The 25,963-nt window shown below is 71.5% G+C and carries 28 protein-coding genes; 12 read left to right on the top strand and 16 right to left on the bottom strand.

The window, feature by feature from the left end; all coding sequences use genetic code 11:
• Positions 1–98 precede the first annotated feature (98 nt).
• From ACIOHP_RS38865 to ACIOHP_RS38840, 6 genes are all read right to left on the bottom strand, one after another.
• Positions 99–782: a uracil-DNA glycosylase gene (locus ACIOHP_RS38865; protein WP_351684922.1), complete on the bottom strand. Its 684-nt coding sequence runs from the start codon at positions 780–782 to the stop codon at positions 99–101.
• 90 nt (positions 783–872) lie between these two features.
• On the bottom strand, positions 873–2,456 hold the full coding sequence (locus tag ACIOHP_RS38860; RefSeq protein WP_361547403.1) for an ABC transporter substrate-binding protein: 1,584 nt from the start codon (positions 2,454–2,456) through the stop codon (positions 873–875).
• Between the two features lie 192 nt (positions 2,457–2,648).
• Positions 2,649–3,410, bottom strand: coding sequence for an SDR family oxidoreductase (locus ACIOHP_RS38855; protein ID WP_361493534.1), 762 nt, complete (start codon positions 3,408–3,410; stop codon positions 2,649–2,651).
• Positions 3,411–3,421: 11 nt separating this feature from the next.
• Positions 3,422–4,183 carry a 3-oxoacyl-ACP reductase FabG gene (gene fabG, locus ACIOHP_RS38850; protein ID WP_266832684.1) on the bottom strand — a complete coding sequence of 254 codons (762 nt, stop codon included), beginning with the start codon at positions 4,181–4,183 and terminating at the stop codon, positions 3,422–3,424.
• A 125-nt stretch (positions 4,184–4,308) separates the two neighbouring features.
• Entirely contained in the window at positions 4,309–4,725 is a 417-nt protein-coding gene (locus tag ACIOHP_RS38845) for a DUF3037 domain-containing protein (protein ID WP_361547398.1), read from the bottom strand.
• Positions 4,722–5,486, bottom strand: a complete 765-nt coding sequence (locus tag ACIOHP_RS38840) for a HipA family kinase (protein WP_401894852.1) — start codon at positions 5,484–5,486, stop codon at positions 4,722–4,724. Before ACIOHP_RS38840 ends, ACIOHP_RS38845 begins: the two co-directional genes overlap by 4 nt.
• A 93-nt stretch (positions 5,487–5,579) precedes the next feature.
• Here ACIOHP_RS38840 and ACIOHP_RS38835 point away from each other — a divergent pair, with 93 nt between their 5' ends.
• Positions 5,580–5,999, top strand: a complete 420-nt coding sequence (locus tag ACIOHP_RS38835; RefSeq protein ID WP_401894849.1) for a Rieske (2Fe-2S) protein — start codon at positions 5,580–5,582, stop codon at positions 5,997–5,999.
• On the opposite strand, the gene ACIOHP_RS38830 is transcribed toward ACIOHP_RS38835, so the two are convergent.
• A complete protein-coding gene (locus tag ACIOHP_RS38830) occupies positions 5,965–6,618 on the bottom strand; it encodes a cysteine hydrolase (protein ID WP_401894847.1) in 654 nt (217 codons plus the stop codon). The genes ACIOHP_RS38835 and ACIOHP_RS38830 overlap by 35 nt on opposite strands.
• 139 nt (positions 6,619–6,757) lie before the next feature.
• Here ACIOHP_RS38830 and ACIOHP_RS38825 point away from each other — a divergent pair, with 139 nt between their 5' ends.
• Positions 6,758–7,225, top strand: a complete 468-nt coding sequence (locus ACIOHP_RS38825) for a pyridoxamine 5'-phosphate oxidase family protein (protein WP_401894845.1) — start codon at positions 6,758–6,760, stop codon at positions 7,223–7,225.
• Positions 7,226–7,231: 6 nt separating this feature from the next.
• On the opposite strand, the gene ACIOHP_RS38820 is transcribed toward ACIOHP_RS38825, so the two are convergent.
• Positions 7,232–8,134 (bottom strand): LysR family transcriptional regulator, encoded by a 903-nt coding sequence (locus tag ACIOHP_RS38820; RefSeq protein ID WP_361493548.1) that lies wholly within the window; start codon positions 8,132–8,134, stop codon positions 7,232–7,234.
• 73 nt (positions 8,135–8,207) lie between these two features.
• Here ACIOHP_RS38820 and ACIOHP_RS38815 point away from each other — a divergent pair, with 73 nt between their 5' ends.
• On the top strand, positions 8,208–9,206 hold the full coding sequence (locus ACIOHP_RS38815; protein ID WP_401894842.1) for a DMT family transporter: 999 nt from the start codon (positions 8,208–8,210) through the stop codon (positions 9,204–9,206).
• On the opposite strand, the gene ACIOHP_RS38810 is transcribed toward ACIOHP_RS38815, so the two are convergent.
• Positions 9,203–10,534: an aminotransferase class I/II-fold pyridoxal phosphate-dependent enzyme gene (locus tag ACIOHP_RS38810; RefSeq protein ID WP_401894839.1), complete on the bottom strand. Its 1,332-nt coding sequence runs from the start codon at positions 10,532–10,534 to the stop codon at positions 9,203–9,205. The genes ACIOHP_RS38815 and ACIOHP_RS38810 overlap by 4 nt on opposite strands.
• Before the next feature lie 48 nt (positions 10,535–10,582).
• Between ACIOHP_RS38810 and ACIOHP_RS38805 the strand changes: the two genes are divergently transcribed.
• Positions 10,583–11,266: a pyridoxamine 5'-phosphate oxidase family protein gene (locus tag ACIOHP_RS38805; protein WP_401894836.1), complete on the top strand. Its 684-nt coding sequence runs from the start codon at positions 10,583–10,585 to the stop codon at positions 11,264–11,266.
• Positions 11,266–11,898 (top strand): FMN-binding negative transcriptional regulator, encoded by a 633-nt coding sequence (locus tag ACIOHP_RS38800; RefSeq protein WP_361547371.1) that lies wholly within the window; start codon positions 11,266–11,268, stop codon positions 11,896–11,898. Before ACIOHP_RS38805 ends, ACIOHP_RS38800 begins: the two co-directional genes overlap by 1 nt.
• A gap of 39 nt (positions 11,899–11,937) precedes the next feature.
• Here ACIOHP_RS38800 and ACIOHP_RS38795 read toward each other — a convergent pair whose 3' ends face one another.
• From ACIOHP_RS38795 to ACIOHP_RS38785, 3 genes are all read right to left on the bottom strand, one after another.
• Positions 11,938–12,873: a DMT family transporter gene (locus ACIOHP_RS38795; protein WP_401894834.1), complete on the bottom strand. Its 936-nt coding sequence runs from the start codon at positions 12,871–12,873 to the stop codon at positions 11,938–11,940.
• A gap of 173 nt (positions 12,874–13,046) precedes the next feature.
• Complete coding sequence (locus ACIOHP_RS38790) at positions 13,047–14,045, bottom strand: EamA family transporter (RefSeq protein ID WP_401894831.1); 999 nt, start codon at positions 14,043–14,045, stop codon at positions 13,047–13,049.
• 146 nt (positions 14,046–14,191) lie between these two features.
• Positions 14,192–14,722, bottom strand: coding sequence for a Clp protease N-terminal domain-containing protein (locus tag ACIOHP_RS38785; RefSeq protein WP_401894828.1), 531 nt, complete (start codon positions 14,720–14,722; stop codon positions 14,192–14,194).
• Between the two features lie 198 nt (positions 14,723–14,920).
• On the opposite strand from ACIOHP_RS38785, the gene ACIOHP_RS38780 reads away from it, so the two are divergent.
• Together ACIOHP_RS38780 and ACIOHP_RS38775 are read left to right on the top strand one after the other, a co-directional pair.
• Positions 14,921–15,109, top strand: a complete 189-nt coding sequence (locus tag ACIOHP_RS38780; protein ID WP_361547827.1) for a hypothetical protein — start codon at positions 14,921–14,923, stop codon at positions 15,107–15,109.
• A 114-nt stretch (positions 15,110–15,223) separates the two neighbouring features.
• Positions 15,224–15,652 carry an SRPBCC family protein gene (locus tag ACIOHP_RS38775; RefSeq protein WP_266832712.1) on the top strand — a complete coding sequence of 143 codons (429 nt, stop codon included), beginning with the start codon at positions 15,224–15,226 and terminating at the stop codon, positions 15,650–15,652.
• A 72-nt stretch (positions 15,653–15,724) separates the two neighbouring features.
• Here the strand turns inward: ACIOHP_RS38775 and ACIOHP_RS38770 are convergent, their stop codons facing one another.
• Complete coding sequence (locus ACIOHP_RS38770; protein ID WP_401894824.1) at positions 15,725–16,351, bottom strand: PadR family transcriptional regulator; 627 nt, start codon at positions 16,349–16,351, stop codon at positions 15,725–15,727.
• Positions 16,352–16,565: 214 nt separating this feature from the next.
• Between ACIOHP_RS38770 and ACIOHP_RS38765 the strand changes: the two genes are divergently transcribed.
• The 3 genes from ACIOHP_RS38765 to ACIOHP_RS38755 all read left to right on the top strand — a co-directional run bounded on the left by ACIOHP_RS38765 (position 16,566) and on the right by ACIOHP_RS38755 (position 19,646).
• Positions 16,566–17,693, top strand: coding sequence for an ABC transporter substrate-binding protein (locus ACIOHP_RS38765; protein WP_401894822.1), 1,128 nt, complete (start codon positions 16,566–16,568; stop codon positions 17,691–17,693).
• A 100-nt stretch (positions 17,694–17,793) separates the two neighbouring features.
• Entirely contained in the window at positions 17,794–19,017 is a 1,224-nt protein-coding gene (locus ACIOHP_RS38760) for a sensor histidine kinase (protein ID WP_401894819.1), read from the top strand.
• The gene (locus ACIOHP_RS38755) at positions 19,014–19,646 is read left to right on the top strand and encodes a response regulator (RefSeq protein WP_401894816.1); all 633 of its coding nucleotides are present in this window, start codon (positions 19,014–19,016) and stop codon (positions 19,644–19,646) included. Before ACIOHP_RS38760 ends, ACIOHP_RS38755 begins: the two co-directional genes overlap by 4 nt.
• Before the next feature lie 27 nt (positions 19,647–19,673).
• Here the strand turns inward: ACIOHP_RS38755 and ACIOHP_RS38750 are convergent, their stop codons facing one another.
• Together ACIOHP_RS38750 and ACIOHP_RS38745 are read right to left on the bottom strand one after the other, a co-directional pair.
• Positions 19,674–21,302, bottom strand: a complete 1,629-nt coding sequence (locus ACIOHP_RS38750; protein ID WP_401894814.1) for a thiamine pyrophosphate-binding protein — start codon at positions 21,300–21,302, stop codon at positions 19,674–19,676.
• Complete coding sequence (locus ACIOHP_RS38745) at positions 21,299–22,084, bottom strand: cyclase family protein (protein ID WP_401894812.1); 786 nt, start codon at positions 22,082–22,084, stop codon at positions 21,299–21,301. Before ACIOHP_RS38745 ends, ACIOHP_RS38750 begins: the two co-directional genes overlap by 4 nt.
• A 164-nt stretch (positions 22,085–22,248) precedes the next feature.
• Here ACIOHP_RS38745 and ACIOHP_RS38740 point away from each other — a divergent pair, with 164 nt between their 5' ends.
• A complete protein-coding gene (locus tag ACIOHP_RS38740; protein WP_401894809.1) occupies positions 22,249–23,058 on the top strand; it encodes a PhzF family phenazine biosynthesis protein in 810 nt (269 codons plus the stop codon).
• 25 nt (positions 23,059–23,083) lie between these two features.
• Here the strand turns inward: ACIOHP_RS38740 and ACIOHP_RS38735 are convergent, their stop codons facing one another.
• Positions 23,084–23,884 carry a type II CAAX endopeptidase family protein gene (locus tag ACIOHP_RS38735; protein WP_361547340.1) on the bottom strand — a complete coding sequence of 267 codons (801 nt, stop codon included), beginning with the start codon at positions 23,882–23,884 and terminating at the stop codon, positions 23,084–23,086.
• 187 nt (positions 23,885–24,071) lie between these two features.
• Between ACIOHP_RS38735 and ACIOHP_RS38730 the strand changes: the two genes are divergently transcribed.
• A complete protein-coding gene (locus ACIOHP_RS38730; RefSeq protein WP_401894806.1) occupies positions 24,072–25,844 on the top strand; it encodes a substrate-binding and VWA domain-containing protein in 1,773 nt (590 codons plus the stop codon).
• The last annotated feature ends 119 nt before the right edge of the window (positions 25,845–25,963 follow it).

The raw sequence follows: 25,963 nt of genomic DNA, 5'->3' as shown, positions 1-25,963 counted from the left end.
CCCTCGTCGGTCAATACCACCCGACGCTAACGGCCCCCGCCGACAATCCCGGTCAGGCGGCACCGGGCCGGTCCGACGCGGAACCGGCCCGGCGGCAGTCAGCCCAGGTTCGGGATCGTCCAGTCGATCGCCTCGTGGCCCTGGAGCGCCACCGCCTCGTTGATCTGCGTGAACGGACGGGAGCCGAAGAACTTCTTCGCCGACAGCGGCGAGGGGTGCGCGCCCTTGACCACGATGTGCCGGCTCTCGTCGATCAGCGGGAGCTTCTTCTGGGCGTAGTTGCCCCACAGCACGAAGACCGCCGGGTCGGGCCGGTCGGCCACCGCGCGGATGACCGCGTCGGTGAACTTCTCCCAGCCCTTGGCCTTGTGCGAGTTCGCCTCGCCGGCCCGGACGGTGAGCACCGCGTTGAGCAGCAGGACACCCTGCTCGGCCCACGGCAGCAGATAGCCGTTGTCCGGGATCGGGGTGCCCAGCTCCTCCTTCATCTCCTTGTAGATGTTCCGGAGGGAGGGCGGGGTCTTCACCCCGGGGCGCACCGAGAAGCACAGGCCGTGGCCCTGGCCCTCGCCGTGGTACGGGTCCTGACCGAGGATCAGGACCTTCACCTTGTCGTACGGCGTCGCGTCCAGCGCGGCGAAGACCTCCTCGCGCGGCGGATAGACGGGACCCTTCGCCCGCTCCTCCTCGACGAACTCGGTCAGCTCCTTGAAATAGGGCTGCTGGAGCTCGTCGCCCAGGACCCCGCGCCAGGACTCGGGCAGCATGGCGATGTCGGTCACGTCAACGTCCTTATGTCGTGCGGTCACTTCAGGTCTCAGAACCTACAGGCGACCACTGACAACGGACTCCGCTCCCCGGGAAACCCCCGCCTACCAGCTGGTCTTCCGGTACAGCTCCCACATCGTCATCATGGTCGCCGGGTCGATGACGTTCTCCAGACCGCCGACCTCCTCGTCCGCGGCCACGTACTGCTTGCCCTGCCACAGCGGCAGCAGCCGCGCGTCGTCCACGAGGATCTGCTGAGCGTCCTCGATCTGCTGGGTCACGGCCCCGCGGTCGCTCTCCTCGCGTGACTCCGGCAGCAGCTTCTCGGTGATCTCGGGGGCGTCGTACGGGGTACCGAGCGCGTTCTGCTCACCCACGAAGGGTGCGATGAAGTTGTCGGCGTCGTTGAAGTCGGGGAACCAACCGCGCCCGAACACCGGGTACTCGCCCTTCTGGTAGCCCTCGACGTAGGTCTTCCACGGGCGGCTCTTGAGGGTGATCGTGAACAGGCCGGAGGCCTCCAGCTGCTTCTTCAGCTCCTCGAAGGCGGGCTTGGTCGTCGAGCCGTAGCGGTCGCTGGTGTACCAGAGGGTCAGCGGGACCTGCTCGGTGATCCCCGCCTGCGTGAGAAGCCGCTTGGCCTTGGCCACGCTGGGGCTTCCGAAGTCATCGAAGAAGCCCGTGGTGTGGCCGGTGAGTCCGGCCGGGACCATCGAGTACAGCGGCTGGACGGTGTCCTTGTAGACCTTGTGCACGAGCGCCGCGCGGTCGACGATCTGGGCGACGGCCTTGCGTACCGCGGGCTTCGCGGCCCACGGGTCGCTGGGGTTGAACACCAGGTAACTGATCTCGGAGGTGGCGTTCTCGACGAGCTGGAGCCCCTCCTTGCGCTGGTTCTCCTCGATGTCCACGGTGTCGGAGGCGGCGAGCCCTCGGTAGACGACCGAGATCTCCTTGCTCCTGAGGGCGTCGACCATGTCGTCCGACTGCTGGAAGTAGCGGATGGTGACGGCGCTGTTCTTGGGATCCGCTATGCCCTTGTAGTTCTCGTTGCCGACGAGTTCGGCCTTCTTGCCCTCGTCGTAGGCGTCGAGCGTGTAGGGCCCCGACCCGCTGACCTTGCCGTCCTTGCGGATCTCGGTCGCGGAGTACTCCTCGGGGTCCACGATCGACATGGCGGGCGTGGTGAGCACCAGGGGGAAAGTGGCGTCCGGCTGGCTGAGGTGGAAGACGACCTCAAGATCACTCTTCACCTGCACCCGGGAGAGAGTGCCCAACAGGCCCGCGGGACCGCCGTTGACGTTGATCTTCTTGATCCGGTCGATCGAGTACTTGACGGCCTTGGCGTCCAGTGTGTGCCCGTTGGAGAACTTCAGGCCCTCACGCAGCGTGCAGCTGTACTCGGTGCTCGACGTGTCCGTGAACTCGCAGCCCTCGGCGGCGTCGGGCTCGGGGTCGGTGCCACCCGGGGAATAGTTCAGGAGCGTCTGGTAGACGTTGCGGAACAGCTCCCAGGAGTTGTCCCAGGAGGCCGCGGGGTCCAGCGTGGCCGGGGCACTGGTGGTTCCGACGACGATCGGGGCCCCACCATCGTTGGAATCCGAGGAGAACACACCACATCCGGCCACCAGCGACGATATGGATGCGATGGCTGCCATCCGCCAAAGGCCTCTGTTCCGGTTGAACACGCGCACGCTCCTCGAGCTGCCATACCAAGGGTTGGCAGACCATACCGCAGCTTTACGCGGCCTGAACCGGCCCCTCCTGCATGTTCGTGGCCGGTGCCGCTGTGGCGGCGTTGTCAGGGGTCTGTGCGAGTCCTGTACATGGACACGGGCGCCACTGGTGTCCAGTGGCGCCCGTGATGTGTGCGGGGTCGGTCAGCCGACGCCGGCGTTGAGGAAGATGCCGCCGTCGACGACGAGGGTCTGGCCGGTGATCCAGTCGGACTGTGCGGAGGTCAGGAACGCCGCGGCACCGCCGATGTCGGAGGGCACACCGAGCCGGCCCAGCGGGTAGGACGCGGCGGCCTCGGCCTCCCGGCCCTCGTACAGGGCCTGCGCGAACTTGGTCTTCACGACCGCCGGGGCGATCGCGTTGACCCGCACCTTGGGCGCGAACTCGTGGGCGAGCTGCGCGGTCAGGTTGATCATGGCGGCCTTGCTGACGCCGTACGCGGCGATGAAGGGCGAGGGCGCGACGCCCGCGACGGAGGCGATGTTGACGATCGCGCCGCCGTTGTCCTTCTGCCAGGCGTGCCAGGTCTTCTGCGCGAAGCCGAGCGCCGAGATCACGTTGGTCTCGAACACCTTGCGGGCCACGTTCAGGTCGAGGTCGGCGATCGGCCCGAACACCGGGTTGGTACCGGCGTTGTTGATCAGGTAGTCGACGCGGCCGAAGGCCTCCATGGCACGCGCGACGGCGACGGCCTGGTGCTCCTCGTCGTGGGCCTTGCCGGCGACGCCGACGACCCGGTCGGCGCCGAGCTGCTCGACGGCCTCCTTCAGGGCGTCCTCGTTGCGGCCGGTGATGATCACGCGGTCGCCGCGGGCGACGAGCGCCTCGGCGACGCCGTAGCCGATGCCGCGGCTGGCGCCCGTGACGAGGGCGACCTTGCCGGAGAGCTCAGGAAGTTCAGTCATGTCCGTGATCCCTAGTCGAGCGGTCCGCCGGCCACGTACAGCACCTGGCCGGAGACGAAGCCGGCGGCCTCGTCGGTGAAGAAGGCGATCGCGTTGGCGATGTCCTCGGGGTAGCCGACACGGGCGACGGGGATCTGGGTGGCGGCCGCGGCCTTGAACTCCTCGAAGCCCATGCCGACGCGGGCCGCGGTGGCGGCGGTCATGTCGGTGGCGATGAAGCCGGGGGCGACGGCGTTGGCGGTGATGCCGAACTTGCCGAGCTCGATGGCGAGGGTCTTGGTGAAGCCCTGGAGACCGGCCTTGGCGGCGGAGTAGTTGGCCTGGCCGCGGTTGCCGAGCGCCGAGGAGGAGGACAGGTTGACCACGCGGCCGAAGCCGGCGTCGACCATGTGCTTCTGGACGGCCTTCGTCATCAGGAAGGAGCCGCGCAGATGGACGCCGAGGACGGTGTCCCAGTCCGAGACGCTCATCTTGAACAGCAGGTTGTCGCGGAGCACGCCTGCGTTGTTGACGAGGATCGTCGGGGCGCCGAGCTCGGCGACGACCCGGGCGACGGCCGCTTCGACCTGGGCCTCGTCGGAGACGTCCGCGCCGACCGCGATCGCCTTGCCGCCCGCCGCGGTGATCTTCTCCACGGTGTCCTTGCAGGCGGCCTCGTCGAGGTCGATCACGGCGACCGCACGGCCCTCGGCGGCCAGTCGTACGGCGGTGGCGGCGCCGATACCGCGCGCTCCGCCGGTGACCACGGCGACCCGCTGCTCAGTGGTGGACATTGCTGGTTCTCCTCGCCCTCGAGAAGGACGCCCATCTGGTGAGCGACCGCTTAGTACCTTCAGCAGACGTGACGCTAGAAGCCCTGGCACGCGGTGTCAACGTCACATGAGCCGAGTGTGATCCATTACCTCACCAGGAGGTTCAGCAAGCGCTCCGGCTCGGCCGTCGGATCGATGGTGAGTCCGGTGTGCACGGGGCCGGGCTGGACAACGGTCGAGCGGGGCGCGATGAGCCAGCGGAAGCGCCGCCCGGCGTCGTCGGACGCGGCCTGACCCGCCTCCTCGCCGCCGGCGCACACGCTCTCGACGGCACGCAGTGCGGCCCGCACACCGGCCACGTCCGCGTCCGCGTCGAGCATCAGCAGCTTGGCCTCGTCGAGGTGGGTGCGGACGCCTACGTACGCCTTGGCCCGGCAGTACACGAGCACCCCGGCGTTGATGCACTCGCCGCGTTCGATGCGGGGGACGACCCTCAGCAGCGCGTACTCGTAGACGTCCCGGTCGTTGCGCTCGCTCCCCCGGATGATGTGGCGCTCGGTCACTTGGTTTCCTCGATGCCGTTGATGCGGTCGTGGATGACGGCGGCACGGGCGTGCAGCGGGCGGGCGTAGGCGCGGCGGAGGTCGTCGGGGGTGTCGAAGCCGGGTTCGCCGGCCAGCCAGACGTCCGGGATCTCGGCGGTCACCTCGGCGAGGAGGTCCTCGGTGACGAGGGGTGCCAGGTGCGCGGCGGCGGCCTCGACGTCCGGCCAGAAGCGCGCGAGGGCGTGGTCGGAGGCGTCGTACGGGCGGGCCGCGGAAGCCTCGGCGCCGGGCCAGTTGTGGTGCCAGATCATGGTCGCGCCGTGGTCGATGAGCCACAGATCGCCGTGCCACATCAGCAGGTTGGGGTTGCGCCAGGAGCGGTCGACGTTGTTGACCAGCGCGTCGAACCAGACGATCCGGCCGGCCTCCTGCGGGTCCACCGTGAAGGCGAGCGGGTCGAAGCCGAGGGCGCCGGACAGGAAGTCCATGCCCAGGTTGGCACCGCCGCTGCCGCGGAGCAGGTCCTGCACCTGCTGCTCGGGCTCGCCGAGGCCGAGCACCGGGTCCAGGGCGAGCGTCACCAACCGGGGGACCCGGAAGCCGAGGCGGCGGGCGAGTTCACCGACGACGACCTCGGCGACGAGCGTCTTGCGGCCCTGCCCGGCGCCGGTGAACTTGAGGACGTAGGTCCCGAGGTCGTCGGCCTCGACGAGCCCCGGCAGCGAGCCGCCCTCACGCAGGGGCGTGATGAAGCGGGTCGCGATGGCTTCCTTGAGCATCGCCCCAGGTTACCGAGGGGTGTCTGAACATCGGGCACGCCGGGTCCGTACCCCTGGGCAGTTCACGAGATATCCGTGGAAGGGGACGTGACCATGTCCAGCGAATCGCTTCATCCCACGTCGGCACCGAGTCGGCGCACCGTCGTGGCGGCGGTGGGGGCGGCGGGGCTCACCCTCACGCTGAACGCGTGCGGGTCGGACGACGACGGGTCCGGCGCCGCCTCCGGCACCGCGCTCGCGAAGACGTCGGACATACCCGAGGGCGGCGGCAAGATCTTCAAGGACGCGGGCGTGGTGGTCACCCAGCCCGCGGCGGGTGAGTTCAAGGCCTTCTCGTCGAAGTGCACCCATCAGGGATGCGCGGTGACGGGGGTCTCCGACGGGGTCATCACCTGTCCGTGTCACAAGAGCGAGTTCTCGGTGAGCGACGGCAGCGTGCAGAAGGGGCCCGCCACCCAGCCGCTGCCCGAGCAGAAGATCACGGTGAGCGGCGACTCGATCGCGCTCGCGTGAGACAGCCCACCACGTCGGCCGTGGTCGCCAGGGTCGCCACCAGGGCGAGGGTGTTGCGGATCATCGCGGAGGTGTAGTCGGAGGGCACCCCGGCGATCGCGTCCGTCGGGACGACCACGGTGTAGCCGCGGTTGACCGCGTCGAACACGGCGTTGGGGATGGCCACGTTGGCGGAGACACCGGTGACGACGAGGGTGCGGCAGCCCAGGTTGCGCAGCAGGGGGTCGACGTCGGTGCCCTGGATCGGCGACAGCCCGTGCAGCCGTCGTACGACGAAGTCCTCCTCGGTGACCTCGATCGGGGCCGCTATCCGGACCGCCGTGGTGCCGGACAGCTGCTGGACGGGGAGCCGTTCGGCGGCGCGGAACAGCCGGGCGTTGCGGTTGGCGCCGCGGCCGTCGGGGCGGCGTTCGGCGAGGGCGTGGATCACCTGGATCCCGCTCTCGTGGGCGGCGGCCACCAGCCGGGCGACGTTGGCGAGGACGCCCGACGAGCGTGCCTCCTTGGCGAGTTCGGGCAGTGCGCTGTCCGGGCCCACCACACCCTGCTGGCACTCGACGGTGAGCAGCACCGTGGAGTGCGGTGCGAGGAGCTCGCTGAGCTGTTCGTTCGACGGCACTCTCGCCCCCTGGTCGCCGACGGTGGAGCCGGGAGCGTAACCACCATTGCGTGAGGACGGAAGACGCCGCATCCTTTTCTGACGTGATGTCAGAGGATCTCTCCTCTGGCACGACGTGGGAGAAGGAAGAGGGGGCCGCATGACCGTCACTCAGCGCCGGGGCCGGAAGATCATGATGACGCCGGGCGAGCTGGACGAGTTCCTCACCAGTCAGCGCACCTGCCGGGTCGCCACCGTGTCGACGGGTGGCGCCCCGCATGTCAGCACGCTCTGGTTCGCCTGGGACGGCACCTCGCTGTGGCTGTACTCGGTGGTGAAGAGCAAGCGCTGGACCGACCTGCGCCGCGATCCCCGGGTCGCGATCGTGATCGACACCGGTGAGGAGTACGACGAGCTGCGTGGCGTCGAGCTGTCCGGTGCCGTGGACTTCGTGGGCGAGGCCCCGCGGGTCGGGGATCTGTACGCCGAACTCGACGTCCCGGAGACGCTGTTCGCGCGCAAGAACTTCGGGCTCGACGAGATGCCGCACGACGGACGCCACGCGTGGATGCGGCTGACCCCGGACAAGATCGTGTCCTGGGACTTCCGCAAGCTCGCCGCGCTGTAGGGCAGTTCAGCCGACGTTCGCCGCGGCCTCGCGCAGTGCCTCGACCGCCGCCCTGATCGACGGGCGGCGGTCGGCGTCCGCGCGCCAGACGACGTAGACATGCCGGCGGACCCGCTGCTTGAGCGGGACGGTGACGACGCCGTCCGGCATCGGGTGCCGGCCCAGCAGCGGGGCGATGCAGATGCCCAACCCGGCGGCGACGAGCCCGAGTTGGGTGTGGGTCTCGGCGGCGCGGTGGCCGACGATGGGCTCGATGCCCTTGGAGCGCAGGGTGAACATCAGCCATTCGTGACAGAACTCGCCCTGCCCCCAGGTGATCCACTCGTCGTCAGCGAACTCGGCGAGGTCCACCTCGTCACGGTCGGCGAGCCGGTGTCCGACCGGCATCGCGACATCCGCCGGGTCGTCCAGGACGGACGCCTTGACCAGGCCGTCCGGGAGCGGCATCGGCTTGTTGTACCAGTCCAGGACCACGGCGAGGTCGAGGTCGCCGCGGACCACCCCCGCGATGCCGAGCTCCGGTTCCAGCTCGCACGAGCGGACCCGCAGCGCGGGGTGCTCCGCCTTGAGGGCGGCGAGTGCGGCGGGGAACAGTCCGCGCGCGGCGGTCGGGAACGCCGAGAGCCGCAACTCGCCGACGACCTGTCCGCGTTGGGCCTCCAGGTCGGACTGGGCGAGCTCGACCTGGGACAGAATGCGGGCCGCGTGCTCGGCGAGCAGCCGGCCGGCGTCCGTGAGCCGCACCCCCCGGCCGTTCTTGGCGAGGAGCTGCTGGCCGACCTCACGCTCCAGTTTGGACATCTGCTGGGAGACGGCCGAGGTCGTGATGTGCAGCCCCTCGGCGGCGCCGCTCACCGAGCCGTGCCGGGCGAGGGCGTCGAGGGTGCGCAGGCGCTCCAGATTCAACATGTAAGCAATGCTACGAGATACCGGGGTGAAAATCTCGATTGTGCTACGCGGTGTTCGGCGCCAGGGTTGCCCCATGACCACCGCCGTCCCCACCCGGACCCGCGCCCTCGACTGGCGGCTGCGCTTCGCCGCCCTCTCGCTGATCTGGGGCTTCAGCTTCCTGCTCATCAAGGTGGGCACGGAGGGGTACGCGCCCTTCCAGGTCACGCTGGGCCGGCTGCTGTTCGGGACGGCGGTACTGGCGGCGACGATGGCGGTGAAGCGGGAGCGGCTGCCGCGCGGGGCGCGCACCTGGGGCCATCTGACGGTGGCCGCGTTCCTGCTGAACGCCCTGCCCTTCTCCCTCTTCGCCTACGCGGAGCTGACGGTCCCGTCCACGCTCGCGGGCATCTGCAACGCGACCTCGCCGCTGTGGGGCATGGCCCTGTCGCTGGTCGCCCTGTCGGAGGACCGCCCGACCCGCACCCGGGTCGCCGGTCTCGGCCTCGGCTTCCTCGGCGTCCTGACGGTGCTGGGCGCCTGGCAGGGCTTCGACGGCCTGGACGCCCGGGGCACCGCGATGGCCCTGCTGGCCTCGCTGAGCTACCCGATCGGCTGGATCTACGTCCGCCGCACGCTGGCCGGGGCCGGTCATTCCCACCTCTCCATGACCGGAGCCCAGTTGCTGCTGGGGACACTGCAACTGGCGGTCGTGACGCCGCTGTTCACCGACCTGCCCAGCCGCTTCGCCGTGACGCCCCTGCTGGCGATCGCCGCCCTGGGCTCCCTGGGTACGGGTCTGGCCCTCCTCATCCAGTACGGCCTGGTCGCGGAGGTCGGTCCCACGACCGCGCAGATGGTCACGTACTTCATCCCGGTCATCGCCACCGCCGCGGGCGTCGCGATCCTCGGCGAGTCGCTGAGCTGGTCGACGCCGGTGGGAGCGGTGATCGTCCTGGCGGGCGCGGCTCTGACGCAGGTGCGCCACACCGCCCCGTCAGGGTTGCGGGGCCGTATCGACGCGCGGCTCGGCCGCGGGGCGCGACCGGCTCCCACCGAGCCGCACCCCCCTCACGACCTCGCGGCCCGCTAGGCATACCCCCGCACCGGCCCGGCCCCGACCGCGGCGGCGATGGCCTCCGCCAGCGACACCGCCTCCCCCCGTGTCAGCGTCGACACCGTGACCCGGATCCCGGGACCCGCACCCGTCCGGAAGCGGGCCCCGGGAGCCACCGCCCACCCGGCGTGCAGCAGTCGCGCCACCGCCCCGGTCTCGTCGGGCACCGGAATCCACACGTTCATGCCGCTGCGGCCGTGCGCGGCGATCCCGCGGTCCGCCAGAGCCCCGATCAGCATGTCCCGCCGCCCGGCGTACGCCGCCGACACGGCTCCGGTGTCCACCGCGCCCTCGGCCCACAGCCCCGCCAGGGCCCGCTGACCGATCCGGCTCACCCAGCCGGGGCCCACCAGCTGCCGCCCCCGCACCCGGTCGACCGTCACGGCGTCGCCGGTGAACACGGCGAGCCGCAGATCCGGCCCGTACGCCTTGGCCGCCGACCGCACGAAGGCCCAGCTGTGCGTGACACCGGCCAGGGGATGCAGTGGCAGATCCACGATGCCGTGCCCATGGTCGTCCTCGATGAGCAGCACCTGCGGGAACTCCTTCAGCACCGCCCGCAGCGCCCTCGCCCGCCCCGCGCTCACCGCCGCCCCGGTCGGATTCTGCGCCCGGTCGGTCACGATCAGCGCCCGCGCCCCCGCTCCCAGCGCCCGCCGCACATCGTCCGGGAGCGGCCCCTCGTCGTCGACGCGGACGGGAGCCGTGCGCAGTCCGACCGCCGGGACCAGGTCGAGCAGGCTGCCCCAGCCGGGATCCTCCACGGCGACGGTGTCGCCGGGCTTGAGATGGACCGCGAGGACGCGCTCGACCACGTCGAGCGAACCGGAGGCGACGTGGACAGGCCCGTCCGGCACCCCGTCGGCGTCCAGCGCGGCCCGCGCCAGACGCGCCAGCTCCGGCTCGACGGCGGCGTCGCCGTACAGGACCGGCTCCCGGTCGTTCCGCTCGGCCGCCGCCGCGAACACCTTCGCCAGCGGTGGCAGCAGCCCGGGGTCCGGGTTGCCGTTCGCCACGTCGCGCACCCCCTCGGGCACATCCATCCGGACGGCCTCGCGCCCGGTCGTGGCCGGCCGGGGCCGCACCCTGCTGCCCCGGCGCCCCGCGGTCTCGATGACCCCGCGCTCCCGCAGGATCCGGTAGGCGGCCGCGACGGTATTGGGATTCACCTCCAGCTCGCCCGCCAACTCCCGCATGGGCGGCAACAGTTGACCCGGTTCCAGCTCGCCGGAACCCACCGCACGCTCGACGCTCGCCGCGATCTCAGCTGCGCGACGCCCTTGGATCTTGTATCCTCCTAGCACAAAGTAGATTATGCACTAGTGCAATATGGACCGCAAATGGAGAGAGCCATGCAGGGGACCCAGCAGCCGACGCCCCAGCCGACCGCCTACCCGGCGACCGACCGCACGGTCCCCACCCGCTCCGCGGACCGGGCGTCGTACGACAAGGAGGTCGTGCACGCGATACTCGACGAGGCCTGCGTCTGCCATCTCGGCTTCGTCCGGGACGGCGCGCCGGTCGTGCTGCCCACGCTCTTCGGCCGGATCGGCGAACGGCTCTATGTGCACGGCTCCACGGGCTCGCGTCCGCTGCGCATGACCGGCCAGGCCGACCCGGGGCTGCCGGTGTGTCTGACGGTGACCCATGTCGACGCGCTGATCCTGGCCCGCTCGGGCTTCCACCACTCGATGAACTACCGGTCCGTGGTGGTGCACGGCACCGCGTACGACGTGACGGACCCCGAGGAGAAGCTCCTCGCCCTGGACGCGCTCGTCGACCAGGTCGTGGCCGGCCGGTCCAAGGACTCGCGGCCCGCCAACAAGAAGGAGCTGGCCGCCACCGCCGTGATCCGCCTCGACCTGGACGAGGTCTCCGCGAAGATCCGCACGGGTGGCGTGAACGACGAGCCCGAGGACCTCGACCTCCCGCACTGGGCCGGAGTGGTCCCGCTGCGCAAGGGCTACGAGACCCCGGTCGCCGACCCGCTCCTGGCCCCCGGGACCGAACTGCCCGACTACCTCCGGGCGCTGTGATGCTGATCCACCCCTGGGACGCGCCCCACGACGACGCCGAATGGCAACAGTGGCTGGCCGTGCACGACTTCGGCACGCTGGTCGTCAACGGCCTGGACGGCGAGCCGCCGTACGCCCAGCCGCTGCACTTCACGTACGACGCCCCCAGCGGAACGGTCCTGACGCATCTGGCCCGGCCGAACCCGATATGGGCCGCTCTGCCGGCGAACCCGGAGGTCGTGCTGAGCGTGGTCGACGACTACGCGTACATCCCCGGCCCCTGGCAGGCGCCCCCGGACAGCCCGCCCGAACACGGCACACCGACCAGCTTCTACGCGGCGGTCCAACTGCGCTGCCGGGCCCATGTCGTGGACGACCCGGCGGAGAAGGCGGCGCTGCTCAACCGCCAGGTCGGCCACTTCCAGCCGGAAGGCGGCTCCGCCGAGGTGGCGGTCGGTGAGGAGCCGTACGGCCGGCTGCTCTCCGGTCTGCGGGGTGTGCGGCTCGAAGTCACCGGCGTACGCGCGAAGTTCAAGTACGCGAACCATCGGACGCCGGAGGTGCGGGACCGGATCGTGGAGAGGCTGACGGAACGCTCGGGGCCGGGTGACGCGGCGGCGCGCGAGCATCTGCTGCGCCGCCGCGGAGCCTGAGCGAAGGGGCCCTCACCACATGGCGAGGGCCCCTCGGCGTCAGACCACCGGCCGTTGCGCTCCGCGCGCCTCCGTCACCGCGAGCCCTGTGACGGCCCCGAGCATGAGCAGAGTGCCGGCGAGGGTCGGCGTCGTCAGCCGCTCGCCGAGCAGGACGACGGCGAGCACCGCCGCGCCGACCGGTTCGAGCAGCATGATCACGGACACGGTGGCCGACCGTACGGCGGCCGCGCCCGCGAAGTAGAGGCCGTAGGCGAGGGCCGTGGGGACGGCCGCGAGATAGGCGAGCAGCCAGAGCAGCAGGCCGGGTCGCTCGGTGTGCGGCACCAGGCCCTCGGCCAGGGCGAACGGCAGCAGCAGCACGCTGGTGACGGCGAACACCCCGACGGACGTACGGGCGGCGTCCGCTCCGCCGTCACGACCCCAGCGGCGCGTGAGCAGCGTCATCGACGACCCTCCGGCCGCCGACACCAGCCCGAGCAGTACGCCCGACGGACGGACAGTCGAACTCTCACCGCCGAGCATCAGCACCCCGAGCCCGGCGAGCGCGCCGGTGACGGCGACGGCGCCGCCGCGCCCGAGCCGCTCCCCCAGGGTCAGTCGTGCGCCGAGCGCGACGAGGACGGGACCCGCGCCGAGCGTGACGACCGTCGCCACGGCGAGTCCGGTGGATTCCACCGCCGCGAAATAGCCGGTCTGGAACACGGCGAGCCCGAGGCCCGTGGCACCCGCCCGCAGTGCCTTGCGACGGAACGGTTCCCGTACGGCCGTCAGGGGCCGCGGGCGCACCAGGCGTACGGCGGTGAGGAGTACGAGTCCGCAAGCGCAGCGCCAGAAGGACAGGGCGACCGGTCCCAGGTCGCTGGCCCCGTAGGCCAGCGCGGCGACCGCGCCCGCGGTGCCCCAGGCGGCACCGGCGATGATCAGGTAGAGAAGGCCTCGCCCGACGGGCAGGCCGGAAGCAGCATTCGACACGTGTCGTCTCCGCAGACATGGAGAAGTGAGGAACCCGGCTCAGCGGGATCCGTGGACTTCGTCCGCGGGCAGCACCGTTGCGCCCGGCGCACGGCCGGGCGTGATCTCCGGAGGGCCCGCCTCAGGCGGCGGGCGGCGCGAGGATGACGCGGTGGGAATGCATGATCGGCAGCCTAGGAGGCGCTCGACCGGGCCGACAACTCCCTTTCGGGGCCGCCGCTCGCCACCGGCTCCGGGGTGGGATGGGTGGGCGCCGAGGACTGCGCGATGAAGGCACCGGCCAGGACGACCGCACCGCCGATGATCTGCGGGGCGGACAGGTGCTCGCCGAGCAGGACCCAGGCCAGGACGGTCGCGATGACCGCTTCGAGGCAGGCGACGACGCCGGCGACCTGCGGGGAGAGACGGCGCACGGAGACCACGCCGGTGACGTAGGCGACGACCGTGGCGATCAGGACGATCCAGGACAGCAGCAGCGCGGCGGCGACCGGGGTGCCGTTCATGTCCCCGGTGCCGCCGAGGACGGACCAGTCCATCGTCCAGGGGCGGGCGACGACGGTGAGCACGGCGGCGCCGACGAGGAGGCCGTAAGCGATGACGCCGAGCGGATCGGGGGCGTCGGCACCGGAGTCGCTGCCCTGGTCGGACAGGACGAAGTAGCCGACCTGGCAGCAGGCGGCGCCCAGTGCCAGGAGCAGGCCCACGGCATCGAAGCTCAGCCCCGACCAGACCTCCACGACACAGGCGAGCCCGCCGACCGCGAGGACCACCCCGAGCGCGGCGGCCCGGGTGACCGGCCGCCGCTGCACGAAGCGGACCCAGCCGAGGACGAGGGCGGGGGCGAGGTACTCGACGAGCAGCGCGACGCCGACGGGTATGCGGGAGATCGAGGCGAAGTAGAACGCCTGGACGCCGGCCACGCCCAGCAGTCCGAACCCGGCGAGCAGCGCGGGGCGATTGCGCACCAGCGCGCGGTGACGGACGGCGAGCGGCAGCATCACGAGCGCCGCGCCGGTCACGCGCAGCCACACCACATGGAGCGGGTCGAGCCCCGCCTCGATCAGCGGCTTGGCCGCGACACCGGATCCTCCGAAGGCGACCGCCGACGCGAGCGCGAGCCCGAGCCCGACGCCCTTTCCGCGGTTGCCGCCCCTGCTGTCAGTCGTATGCACCGACCCATGATGACAGGGGACGACAGGAGCGTCATCCCCGATGACACCTGTCTCAGCGACTGGACCGGGCACGGCCGGGGCAAGGGGTGGCGCACAGGTGGGACGAGGAGGTGCCCGCGGGCGGACAAAGGGGTGTCGCGCCGGGCTCAGGAAGGGCTCTGCGCCCGGCTCTCGATCCGGCCCAGCACCGCCCCCGCGTCGATGCCCGCGCGGGTGAGGACCTCGACGGCGCGGGCCTGCGGGTCGACGACGAGGGCCGCCAGCAGATCGGTCCCGTTCGCGCGGTCGGCGCCACGGCGGACTGCGCGCTCACCGGCGTACTCCATCGCACCGGCGGCCAGCGGCGAGAGGCCCTCCGCCTCGGGGACCACGGGGACCGGGCCGGAGTCCTCGACGCTGCCCTGCCAGCGCAGTCCGTAGCCGATGCTGCGCTGCACGAGATAGCCGAGCAGCCGCGCGAGCTGCGGGCCCTCCTCGAAGACGGTGCGCACCTCGGGGTCGTGCTCCAGGAGCGAGTGCAGCAGATGGGCCGTGTCGATCTGCCGGTCCCCGTCCCGGACCGATCGGCGGCGCGCTCCGGAGACCACCGCCGCCAGCTCTTCGCCGAGCCTGGCATCGATGTCCGCGCGGTTGCTGCCCGGCTCGTTCACGGACTGCCGGGGGATACGGGGTGGCACATCCCCCACCTCATCAGCCACGCCGACCCGGGTCATCCCCGGAGGGAACCATTCTCGCGTCCCACACAGAGTGGACCCCGGTGGCCGGAATCTCCTCCTTACGGATGAGATCAGGCCGTTCACCGGGCGGCGGCGCGCGCCTCCTTGCCCCGCGCCCCGAACGCAACCACCCCGCTGTCCCGTTCGTCCAACACGGACATGGAGACCAGGTTCTGGCTGGTGGCTCTGCCTGCCGTCGACGGCAGGCAGTACGTGTACCGGGTGTACGCCCCGGAGGACGCGCTGCTCGCCGACCTGTTCTGGGAGGCGTGGCACTGCCACGACGAGAGCGCCTTCCCGCGGGCGTGGGACCTGTTCGACGCGGCGGTGATACGGCTCGTGGCCTGAGCGCCACGTCCGGTCCGGGGTCTCCACACTTTCTGACGGTTCATCAGCATTGAATGTTTCAGGCCCTGCGGCTACGTTCCGCGACACCGTAGCCCGATCCGAAGGGGTGGTCGCATGGCCGAAGTCAGCGCCGAGGCACGCATCGAGGCACCGGCCGAGAAGGTGTGGGCGCAGCTCACGGACTGGCCCGCGTACGGGGAGTGGAACGCCACCCACACCAGCTTCCCGCAGGGCGGCCCCACGGCCCTCGAAGTGGGCGCCACGTTCCAGGAGAACATGAAGCTGATGGGCTTCCCGGCCGAGGTCGAGTGGACCATCGAGGAACTGGAGCCGGCCCGGGTGCTGGCCATCCGCGGCAAGGGCCCGATGGCGGTGACCGTCGCCAACCGCTACACCCTCACCCCGGACGGCGACGCGACGACGGTCCGCATCGACGGCGAGTTCACCGGCGCCGCGGTGGCGCTGATGGCGGGCAAGCTCAAGGACTCGGCGACCGCCGCGCTCAATGAGTCGCTGCGCAAGCTGGCCGGGCTGGTGACCTGACGGCGGCCCGGCGACACACGAAGGCGCCCCGCGGATCGCTCCGCGGGGCGCCTCTTCACGGCTCCGTGACCGTCAGTCCTCGTCGGCGAGGATCAGGTACAGCTTCTTGCGGGCATCGGTGATGACCGCGAGGGCCTTGTCGCGCTGCTCCTTGCTGCCGGTCTTCCAGACCTGGCCGAAAGCCTCCATCAGCCCGAAGCCGGCCTGACGGATCTCGTTCAGCGCCTCGAAGTCGACGCCGCGGGAGGCTTCCTCCCAGGGCGCGTCCGGACCTTCCTCGGCCGCGGTGCGGCCCGCCTCGGTGAGCGCGAACAGCTTCTTGCCGCCCTCGCTCTCGCTGGCGATCAGGCCCTCGTCCTCCAGCAGCTGGAGGGTGGGGTACACCGAACCCGGGCTGGGCTTCCACGCCCCGCCGCTGCGTTCGGCGATCTCCTGGATCATCTCGTACCCGTGCATGGGCCGGTCCCTGAGCAGGGCCAGGATCGACGCACGTACATCGCCGCGCCGCGCCCTCCCCCTCGGTCCGCCACGCCCTCGAGGCCCCCAGGGGCCCGGGCCGCCGAAGCCGGGTCCGCCGAAACCACCGGGGCCGCCGCCCGGCCCGAAGGGGCCGAAGGCACCACGCCGTCCGTCGAAGCCGCCTCGGCCGCCGCGGGGGCCGGGTCCACCGTGTCCACGTTCGAATCCATGGGAACGCATCGCAATCACTCCATCCATCGTTGATCTGTCGCGATGCGTCAACGATATATCGGAATAGTTCGCGTGGCAAGCCTCTGCCGAAAGGCCTGGTCAATCGTTCGGTTGAATCGCGGTTACCACTCCAGCGCGCCCATCGCTCCGCCCGGCGGACGCGCACACCCGCCGGCAACGGACAAGCTGCGTACGTCACCCCCAGCAGAGAGGTCCCCGCAGCATGTCCAGCTTCCCCAGCAGACGACGTGTCCTCGCCACCGGTGCCGGTGCGGCCATCGGTATCGGCGCGCTCGGCGCCCACTCGGCCCAGGCCGCCCCCGCCTCGCGTACCACCGGATCCGAGGAGACCAGGACCCTCGACGAGCTCTACCGGGCGGCCCTCGCGGAGGGCGGGAAGCTCGTCCTCTACGCCGGCGGGGACACCCCGACCCAGCAGGACTTCACCAAGGCCGCGTTCCTCAAGCGGTTCCCGGACATCGACCTGACCCTGGTCGTGGACTACAGCAAGTACCACGACGTCCGCGTCGACAACCAGCTCGCGACCGACACCCTCGTCCCCGACGTCGTACAGCTGCAGACCCTCCAGGACTTCACGCGCTGGAAGGAGCAGGGCAGGCTCCTGCGGTACAAGCCGGCCGGGTTCTCCAAGGTGTACGACAAGTTCAAGGACCCGCACGGCGCCTGGGTCGCCATCGGGGCGATCGGCTTCAGCTTCATGTACGACACCGCGGCGGCCGGCTCGGGCGCCCCGCGCACCCCGCTGGACCTGGTCGACCCGAAGTGGAAGGGCAGGATCGCCTCCTCCTACCCGCACGACGACGACGCGGTCCTCTACCTCTACTCGCTCTACGTCCAGAAGTACGGCTGGGAGTGGGTGGCCCGGCTCGCCGCCCAGGACGTGCGCTTCGCGCGGGGCAGCAACTCCCCCGGCGACGCGGTCCGCGCCGGCACCCACGCGATCGGTATCGGCGGCTCGGGCGCCCCGCTCGCCTCCGGGCCCGTGAAGTGGGTCGTGCCGACCGGCGCCCCGTTCATGGCCTGGGGCCAGCGCGCGGCGATCCTCAAGCAGGCCGCGAACCCGACCGCGGCCAAGCTGTACCTCAACTGGCAGCTGTCGCTCGCCACCCAGCAGGGGTCCTTCAACGGCTGGTCCGTGCGCACCGACGTCACTCCCCCGGCAGGCCTCAAGCCGGTCTGGGAGTACCCCGACGCGCACCTCGACGGCTTCCCCCGCTTCATGGCCGACCGTGCCGCGATCGAGCGCTGGAAGCAGACCTTCGCCCTGTACTTCGGCGAGGTGAAGGGTGACCCCACGCCCGGCCGGCTGGGACTGCACCCCGGCGCGTAGGGCCGGACAGCGCGCTCCAGCTCTTCACATCGGTCATACAGCCCCCGGATAGACTCGGACGCCCTGTCCAAGTGGATCAGTGAGTCCAAGGGGATCTGCCGTGACCGACCGCGTTCCCGTCCGCGGCACCCGACACGCCCTGGAACACGCCCCGCACTTCGTGTTCTTCCTGGTCGTCGGCGCCGCCGCCGTGCGACTCGTCGATCTCAACAGCCCGCTGTGCTGGCACATGGTCAGCCTCAGCGGGCTGCTGGCCGTGGTGTACGGGGCGGGTCTGGGCCTGTGGAGCCGGCTCGGCCCCGCCCTCAGGCTCGCCTGGATCACGACGCTGCTCGGTCTCTGGGGCTTCCTCCTGTTCCTCGTCGAGGCGCCGGTGACGTGGGCGTACGCCTGGTGCGGCATACCGCTGGCGTGCGCGGCCCTGCGGGCGCTGGGGAAACGGGCGGCGCTGGTCGCGGTGGCCGCGATCTCCGGCGTGCTGGGCTGGCGACTGGTCGGCTCGACCGGCCGGTTCGACATGGAGATGGCGCTGGTCCCGTTGGCGGCGGTCTGGGGCACCGTGGCCCTCTACTGGACGCAGCAGCGGGACGCCGCCGAACGCCAGCGCCTCCTCGACGAGTTGCGGAGCACCCGCGACATCCTCGCCGAACAGCAGCGCCAGGCAGGCGTGCTGGCCGAACGCACCCGGATCGCCCGCGACCTGCACGACACACTGGCCCAGGAACTGGCGGGCAGCCTGATGCTGCTCCAGGCGGCCGAGCGGGACTGGGACCGGCGGCCGGACGCGGCCCGTACCCGGGTGCGCGCGGTGGCCGACGGCCTGGACGGCAATCTCGCCGAGACCCGCCGGATCATCGACGACCTCACCCCGTCCGCCGTCGCCGAGGAGGGACTCGAGGGCTCGCTGCGGCTGCTGTGCGCCCAGGCGGAACAGGAGGGGTCGGCCGCCCAGGTGCGGTTCCGGTCCGCGGGCGAGCCCCGGCCCGTCCTGGACGAGCAGGCGGCCGCCGCCCTGTTCCGGGTCGCGCAGGGCACGCTGGCCAATGTCCGCGAGCACGCCCGCGCGGTGAACGTCCTGGTCACGCTTCACCACGAGGCGGACCGGATCGAACTCGACGTACAGGACGACGGAGTGGGCTTCGACCCTGCGGGCGCCGGGGCCCTCGCCCGTCCGACCCGCGGTTTCGGCCTGCCCGCCGCCCGCGCCCGGCTCCGCGAGTGCGGCGGCGACCTGCGGGTCACCAGCGCGCCCGGCCGGGGCACCCGGGTCCGGGCCGTGCTGCCGGCGGCGGCTCCCCGTCTGACCCCGGCGACCGCCGGATGACCGTTCGGCTGGTGATCGCGGACGACCATGCCGTCGTACGCGCAGGGCTGCGGGCCCTGTTGGACGGGGAACCGGATCTCGAGGTGATCGCGGAGGCGGGCAGCGGCGAGGAGGCCGTCCGTCTCGCCGCGGAGCTGAGGCCGGACGTCGTGCTGATGGACCTCCGGTTCGCCGACTGCGCCGTCGACGGCATCGAGGCGGTCCGCCGGTTGTCCGTCGAGGCCCCGGCCGTGCCCGCGCTGATGCTGACGAGTTTCTCCGGGCGGACCGACGTCGTGCGGGCGCTGGAGGCGGGCGCCCGGGGATACGTCCTCAAGGCCGGGCCGCCCGAGGAGCTCTTCCGCGCGGTCCGTGGCGCCGCCGCCGGCGCCCTGGCCCTCGCCCCCGAGGTCGTCGGCGAACTCGTCGGCCAGGTGGTCAGCCCCGACGTGGATCTGACCGGGCGCGAGGTCGAGGTGGTACGGCTGGCGGCGGAGGGTCTGAGCAACCGGGCCATCGCCCAGGCCCTGTTCCTCAGCGAGGCGACCGTCAAGACCCACCTGGTGCGCGTCTACCGCAAGCTGAGGGTGGAGAACCGCGCGGCCGCCGTGACGGAGGCCGCGCGCCGGGGACTCATCCCACTCGACTGACAGCCCGACCGGACCGTCCGGCCTTCGTCAGTGCCCTCGGAAGGCCTCCTCCAGCCACCAGGCCCCGTGCTGCCCCGCCACCTTGGCGTCGACCAGCAGCGGCACCGACCGCGGCCCCGCCACCCAGTCCTCGACGGCCTTGAGATCGGCGCGCGTTCGCACGGTCACCGCCTCGAAGCCGTAACCGCGGGCGATGGCGGCGATGTCGGTCGGCGGGAAGGTGACCGTGTCGAGCGGGAAGCCGTCCGGACCGAAGTGGTGCACCTCCGCCCCGTATCCCTCGTCGTTGTAGACGACCACCACCATCGGCAGCCCCAGCCTGCGTACGGTGTCCAGTTCGGCCGCGCCCATCAGCGCGCCGCCGTCACCGAGCACGGCCACCGGCAGCCGGTCGGGCCGGGCCAGGGCCGCGCCGATCGTGGTCGCCAGACCCAGGCCGATCGACTGGAAGGCCTGCGTGAAGCAGAAGCCGTCCTGGTCGGGCACCGACAGATAGGCGCTCGGATATCCCATGAAGTTCCCGGAGTCCACGCCGACGACCCGCTCCGCCGGGAGGATGTCGTCGAGCGCGATGCTCAGCGTGCGCGGGTCGATGCGGTCCCGGGTGCTCTCGTCCTCGTACGGCACGTCCCGTCGGCGCACCCCCACGCCGATGGCCTGCGCGCGGTACCCCTGCCGCCGTGCGCCGCCCGCGTCGAGTGCGCGCCGGGCGGTGCGGGTCACGTCGCCGACGACACCGAGGTGGACCTCCCGGTGGGCGCCGAGGGCGGACGCGTCGTCGTCGACCTGCACGACGGTGGCGTCCGGGCCGATGAGACGGCCGTGCCGCATGGTCCACATGTTCAGGGCGCAGCCCCAGCCGACGATCAGGTCGGCGCCCTGGATCAGTTCGGCCGCCAGGTCGGACGCGAAGCCGCCGGAGATGCCGAGCGACCAGGGGTTGCCGTGGAACAGACCGTGGGCCACGGCCGACGTGGCGAGCAGTGCGCCGTGGTGGTCGGCGAGCGCGGTGAGGGCGTCGCGGGCGCCGGGTGAACGGGCGCCCCGGCCAGCCACGAAGACGGGGCGGCGGGCGCGTCGGAGGGCCGTCACCAGGGCCGCCACATCGGCCTCCGACGGCTCGACGGCGGACCGCGCGGGTGGTGGGGCGGCGGCGATCGCGGCGGTGTCGGGCAGATCCAGGGCCTGCACGTCCAGGGGGAGGTTGAGCAGTACCGTGCGGCGCTCGTGCAGGGCGCGTCGTACGGCGTCGCAGGCCTGCTCGACCGCGGAGTGCGGGGACGTCACGCGCTCGGTGACCGCGCCGACGGCCCGGGCCAACGCCTCCTGGTCCACGTGGAAGTTGGAGGTGGGCCGGGTCGCCTCGGCCGCGAGCACGAGGAGGGGCGTGCGGCTCTTGGCAGCCTCCGCGACACCAGTCAGGGCGTTGGTCAGGCCGGGCCCCTGGTGCACGCTCAGCGCGGCGACCTTCCCGCTCATCCGTGTATGAGCGTCGGCCATGGTGGCCGCTCCGCCCTCGTGGCGGGCGGCGACGTAGCGGGCCCCGGCGGCCACCATGGCGTTGGTGAGGTGGAAGTTGCCCGAGCCGACCACGCCGAACACATGGTCCACGCCGGCCGCGGTCAGGGCCCGGCCGACGGCTTCGGCGACCTTCATGACCGCTCCACCAGGGCGAGGACGCGGGCGGGTGAGCCGGAACCGTTGAGGATCGGCAGCGGGCCGGCGACGACGACGGCACCGGTGGCGGGCAGTTCCGCGAGGTTCTGCAGCTGGGTCAGGCCGTACTTGTCGTTGCCCATCAGGTAGGAGTGGCACGGGAAGGCCGGGTCGAAGGAGTGGGCGCCTCCGGCGTCGGTGCCGACCGTCTCGGTGCCGAGGCCGATCACCGGCGACTCCTCGGCGACCCAGCGGGCGCACTCCGGGGACAGGCCCGGGGTGTGCGGGCCGTTCTCGTCGGCGTTGAGGAACTCCTCCTGCGCGTGCGAGCGCGCGTCCCAGCCGGTGCGCAGCAGCAGCCACCCGCCCTCGGGCAACGGGCCGTGCTCCGCCTCCCAGGCCTTGATGTGGTCCACCTCGACGAGGAAGTCCGGGTCCTCGGCGGCCGCGGCGGAGAAGTCCAGCACGGCGGCGGGCGCGATCAGCCGGCTCGCCGGTACGGAGGCCACGTCCGCGAGGTCCTTGCCGGTCACCCAGTGGTTGGGCGCGTCGAAGTGCGTACCGGTGTGCTCACCCGTGCGGAAGTTGTTCCAGTACCAAGCCGGCCCCCGGTCGTCGTACCGGCTGATCTCCTCCAGCTCGAACACCTGCGTCTGCCCGAACCCTTCGGGCAACCGGATCACCGGCGTCCGCGACGACAGGGGCGAGGTGAGATCGACGACTTCGATCGCACCGCTCCGCAGCCCGGACAGCAGCGCGGCGAGAACGGACGGCTGGGACATGGCGGCCTCCTGAACTGTCGTGTGCGCGGGACGCGTTGACGACAGTCGCACCGCATCGCCGAGCTCGTCCAGGGGCCACGGCTCCCCGGGGGTCCCCCAAATCGGTCCAGTGACCCGGAATTGGCCTTGGCCTGCGCCTTCGTGGTCGGCCTAGCGTCGCCGTCATGCGTATCCGAATAGTCGACGCCTTCACCGACCGGCCCTTCGCCGGCAACCCGGCCGGGGTCCTGCTGCTGGACGCCTTCCCGGACGACAACCGGCTGCAGAACATCGCCGTCGAGGTCAATCACGCCGAGACGGCGTTCGCCCACCGTCTTCCCGGGGGCGGCGAGGCCGACTGGGCGCTGCGGTGGTTCACACCGGCCGCCGAGGTCAACATGTGCGGGCACGCGACGCTGGCCACGGCCCATGTGCTGCACACCAGCGGCGCCCACGAGGGGCCGGTTCGGTTCGCCACGCGGAGCGGTGTGCTCATCGCGACGCCCGGTGCGGATGGGTCGATCACCCTGGACTTCCCGACCGCGCCGCTGACCCCGGTCGAGCCCCCGGAGGGGGTCGACAAGGCCCTCGGCGCCGAGCCGCTCACCACGTTCGACACCGGTCCCAACGTCGGCGACCTCCTCGTCGAGCTCGCCGACGAGAAGACCGTCCACGCCCTCACCCCCGACCACAAGGCCCTCGGCGCCTACTCGGAGCGCGGCATCATCGCCACCGCCCGCGCCGAGAACCCCGCGCTCGGCTACGACTTCGTCTCCCGCTGCTTCTTCCCCAACGTCGGCATCGACGAGGACCCGGTGACCGGCAGCGCCCACACCGCCCTGGCGCCCTTCTGGTCCGAGCGGCTGGGCCGTACCGAACTCACCGGTCTGCAGGCCTCGCCCCGCTCCGGCCGGGTCCGCACCCGGCTGGTCGGCGACCGCACGCTCCTCACCGGCCGGGCGGTCACGACGATCGAGGGCGAGCTGCTCGTGTGAGCCTCGCGGGCCGGCTGTCGGCGGCTCACGCCGTCGGTAGCCAGCCCACCTTCCCGGCCAGCAGCGCGTAGCCGACGAACGCCCCGATGTCGAGCAGCGAATGCGCCACCACCAGGGGTCCCACGCGTCCCCACCGGCGGTAGAGGTAGACGAACACCACGCCCATCACCATGTTGCCGATGAAGCCGCCGATGCCCTGGTAGAGGTGGTACGAGCCGCGCAGTACGGAACTGGCCATCAGCGCGGCCCCGGGCGTCCAGCCCAACTGGCCCAGCCGGCGCAGCAGGTACCCGACGACGATGACCTCTTCGAGGATCGCGTTCTGCATCGCGGACATGATCAGTACCGGGTACTTCCACCACACCTCGGGCAGCGCCTCCGGCACCACCGTGAGGTTGAATCCCAGCCCGCGTGCGGCCAGGTAGAAGGCGATTCCGGTGCTGCCGATGACCGCCGCGACCGCCGCCCCGCGGCCGAGGTCGGGCCACGGCCTGGTGCGGTCGAAGCCGAGGGTGCGCAGGCTTCCGCCCTCGCGCAGCAGGAAGTGCGCGACGAGCAGGACGGGCACGAGGGACGAGGCGATCCCGAAGAGCTGCCAGGCCAGATCGAGCCAGGGGCGGCCCGGCGCGGCCGAGGCGTTGAGGGTGGCCGCCTGGTCCTTGAGGCCGCCCGGTTTGGTGACCGATCCGACAAAGCTGATCAGGGCGGACACTCCGCTCGCACCGAGCGAAAGCCCCAGAACGAGCAGCGTCTCATCCCGGAAGATCCGTCGCGAAAGCCCCTCCTCCGGAAAAGAATCGGCCACGCGGCCCGCCTCTCCCTGCACACCTGACTCCAATTCAGTATTCCCGTCCCATCCCCATCGCCGCCCCGCTAGGGTCTCGAAAGAAGTTGCGAAGATCGTGCGCGACTGGCCGTTGGGGGACGGACACCGTACGGGGCTGACCTCCCCTCTGCATGCCATACGGCCGTGAGACCGGCAGAAGGTAACAACAGGGAGGGGCACCACCGTCATGGGACGTCACAGCTTGCCCGATCAGTATGGGGCGGGCGGCAGCGACCCCCGGCCACGCACCCGACGCCGTACGGTGGCCATCGCGACCGTGCTCGTCCTGACCGTCGCGGGCGGCACCGCGGCCGCCGTCCAGAGCGGACTGCTCTCCTTCGGTTCCTCCTGCCAGGACGACGCGGTGGACCTGAGGCTCGCCGCCTCACCCGACATGGCCCCGGCCCTGCGCGCCGCGGCGGAGCGGGCCCGTGACATCGGCCTCACCTCCGACGGGCGCTGCGTCGACGTCGAGGTGACCGCGCACGACTCCTACAAGCTCACGGACACGCTGCTGGCAGGCAGGCCGACCGACGTCCAGGTGTGGGTACCGGACTCGGAGCTGTGGGTCCAGCGGGTCGCGGCGGACACCAAGGCGACGGAGGTGACCCCGGTCGGCAGCTTCGCCTCCAGCCCGGTCGGCGTGGCCATGGTCCCGGAGGCCGCCAAGTCGCTGGGGTGGCCGGAGAAGTCGTACAGCTGGATCGAGCTGGTCGGCGCCACGATGCGGGACGACTCCCTCAAGCTCGGCGCGGCCGACCCCTCGCGCAGCGCCACCGGACTGCTCGCCCTGACCCAGCTGGGCACCGGCGCCGCCAAGATCAAGGACGGGGACACCCGGGCCGCGGCGATGATGAAGAGCCTGTCGCAGCGCACCTCCGACAGCGACACCCAGGTCCTGGACACCCTGCCGCGCGACGCCTCGGGCACCGAGCAGGGCAATCCGAAGCGCAACCAGGCGCTGATCCTCAGCGAGCAGGCGGCGTTCACCTACAACACCGCGGCCGACGGCGAGGGTCTCGACCTCTTCTACCCCAAGGACGGCTCGCCCCGGCTCGACTATCCGTACTCGCTGGTCGACCAGGCGGCGCTGAGCACCGACGAGAGCCGGGCGGCGCTGAAGTTCATGAACTATCTGCGCAAGCCCGAGCAGCGCCGGCTCATGGAGAAGTACGGGTTCCGCACCTCCGCCGACCAGGTCGCGCGGACGCTGGTGACACGGGCCGGCGGCAGCAAGCCGCAGCCGTACGCGCAGGACGCCCTCAAGCCGGCCTCGGAGGCGGCCCTCCAGGAGGCTCTCGGCACCTGGACGATCACGGTGCAGAGCGCGCGGGTCACCACGGTCGTCGACGCGTCCTCCTCCATGTCCGAGCTGGTCCCGGGCACGAACCGGTCACGCATGGACGTGACCAAGGCATCCCTCCTCCAGGCGCTCGCCACGTTCACGCCGGAGGACGAGATCGGTCTGTGGCAGTTCTCCACCAAGCTGGACGGCGACAAGGACTACCGCGTCCTCGTCCCGACCGGACGCCTCGGCGACAGCAGGGACGGCGGAACCCAGCGGGACAAGCTGTCGGCGGCCTTCAGCGAGCTGGCGCCGGTCCCGAACGGCGCGACGGGCCTGTACGACACCACGCTCGCCGCGTACACGGAGGCCACCGCCTCCTACGCCAAGGGCAAGTTCAACGCCCTGGTCGTGCTGACCGACGGCGTCAACCAGGACCCCGGCAGCATCTCCCGCTCCACGCTCGTCAGGCGTCTGGGGGAACTCACCGACCCCGACCGACCGGTCCCGCTGATCATGATCGCCGTCGGCCCCGACGCCGACCGCGAAGAGGCCCAGCAGATCGCGGAGTCCACCGGCGGCACGGGCCAGGAGGTCTCCGACCCGTCCCAGATCCACGAGGTGATCCTCAAGGCGATCGTGGCGGCGGGGGCGGAGGGGAGCGGGCAGGGCTGAGCGGGCGGCGGGCCCCACCCGCCCGGTCCCCACGCCCTTTCCTCCCCGACTCCGCCGCGACGACGATGAGCCCCGACGGCACGGACCGGCGGTCCACGACGGCCTCGGCCCACGCCCGC

Origin of the sequence: Streptomyces sp. NPDC087859 (genome assembly GCF_044742595.1) — a bacterium.
Lineage (GTDB): Bacteria > Actinomycetota > Actinomycetes > Streptomycetales > Streptomycetaceae > Streptomyces > Streptomyces canus_F.
Note: the sequence above shows the minus strand (reverse complement) of the source record. Positions and strands in the feature narration are given on the sequence as shown.

Excerpts from the sequence above, each read along its gene's own strand:
- ACIOHP_RS38855 (WP_361493534.1), bottom strand. The coding sequence starts at position 3,410 with ATGACTGAACTTCCTGAGCTCTCCGGCAAGGTCGCCCTCGTCACGGGC.
- fabG (WP_266832684.1), bottom strand. The coding sequence starts at position 4,183 with ATGTCCACCACTGAGCAGCGGGTCGCCGTGGTCACCGGCGGAGCGCGC.
- ACIOHP_RS38840 (WP_401894852.1), bottom strand. The coding sequence starts at position 5,486 with ATGCTCAAGGAAGCCATCGCGACCCGCTTCATCACGCCCCTGCGTGAG.
- ACIOHP_RS38835 (WP_401894849.1), top strand. The coding sequence starts at position 5,580 with ATGTCCAGCGAATCGCTTCATCCCACGTCGGCACCGAGTCGGCGCACC.
- ACIOHP_RS38825 (WP_401894845.1), top strand. The coding sequence starts at position 6,758 with ATGACCGTCACTCAGCGCCGGGGCCGGAAGATCATGATGACGCCGGGC.
- ACIOHP_RS38820 (WP_361493548.1), bottom strand. The coding sequence starts at position 8,134 with ATGTTGAATCTGGAGCGCCTGCGCACCCTCGACGCCCTCGCCCGGCAC.
- ACIOHP_RS38815 (WP_401894842.1), top strand. The coding sequence starts at position 8,208 with ATGACCACCGCCGTCCCCACCCGGACCCGCGCCCTCGACTGGCGGCTG.
- ACIOHP_RS38805 (WP_401894836.1), top strand. The coding sequence starts at position 10,583 with ATGCAGGGGACCCAGCAGCCGACGCCCCAGCCGACCGCCTACCCGGCG.
- ACIOHP_RS38800 (WP_361547371.1), top strand. The coding sequence starts at position 11,266 with ATGCTGATCCACCCCTGGGACGCGCCCCACGACGACGCCGAATGGCAA.
- ACIOHP_RS38780 (WP_361547827.1), top strand. The coding sequence starts at position 14,921 with ATGGAGACCAGGTTCTGGCTGGTGGCTCTGCCTGCCGTCGACGGCAGG.
- ACIOHP_RS38775 (WP_266832712.1), top strand. The coding sequence starts at position 15,224 with ATGGCCGAAGTCAGCGCCGAGGCACGCATCGAGGCACCGGCCGAGAAG.
- ACIOHP_RS38770 (WP_401894824.1), bottom strand. The coding sequence starts at position 16,351 with ATGCGTTCCCATGGATTCGAACGTGGACACGGTGGACCCGGCCCCCGC.
- ACIOHP_RS38765 (WP_401894822.1), top strand. The coding sequence starts at position 16,566 with ATGTCCAGCTTCCCCAGCAGACGACGTGTCCTCGCCACCGGTGCCGGT.
- ACIOHP_RS38755 (WP_401894816.1), top strand. The coding sequence starts at position 19,014 with ATGACCGTTCGGCTGGTGATCGCGGACGACCATGCCGTCGTACGCGCA.
- ACIOHP_RS38750 (WP_401894814.1), bottom strand. The coding sequence starts at position 21,302 with ATGAAGGTCGCCGAAGCCGTCGGCCGGGCCCTGACCGCGGCCGGCGTG.
- ACIOHP_RS38745 (WP_401894812.1), bottom strand. The coding sequence starts at position 22,084 with ATGTCCCAGCCGTCCGTTCTCGCCGCGCTGCTGTCCGGGCTGCGGAGC.
- ACIOHP_RS38740 (WP_401894809.1), top strand. The coding sequence starts at position 22,249 with ATGCGTATCCGAATAGTCGACGCCTTCACCGACCGGCCCTTCGCCGGC.
- ACIOHP_RS38730 (WP_401894806.1), top strand. The coding sequence starts at position 24,072 with ATGGGACGTCACAGCTTGCCCGATCAGTATGGGGCGGGCGGCAGCGAC.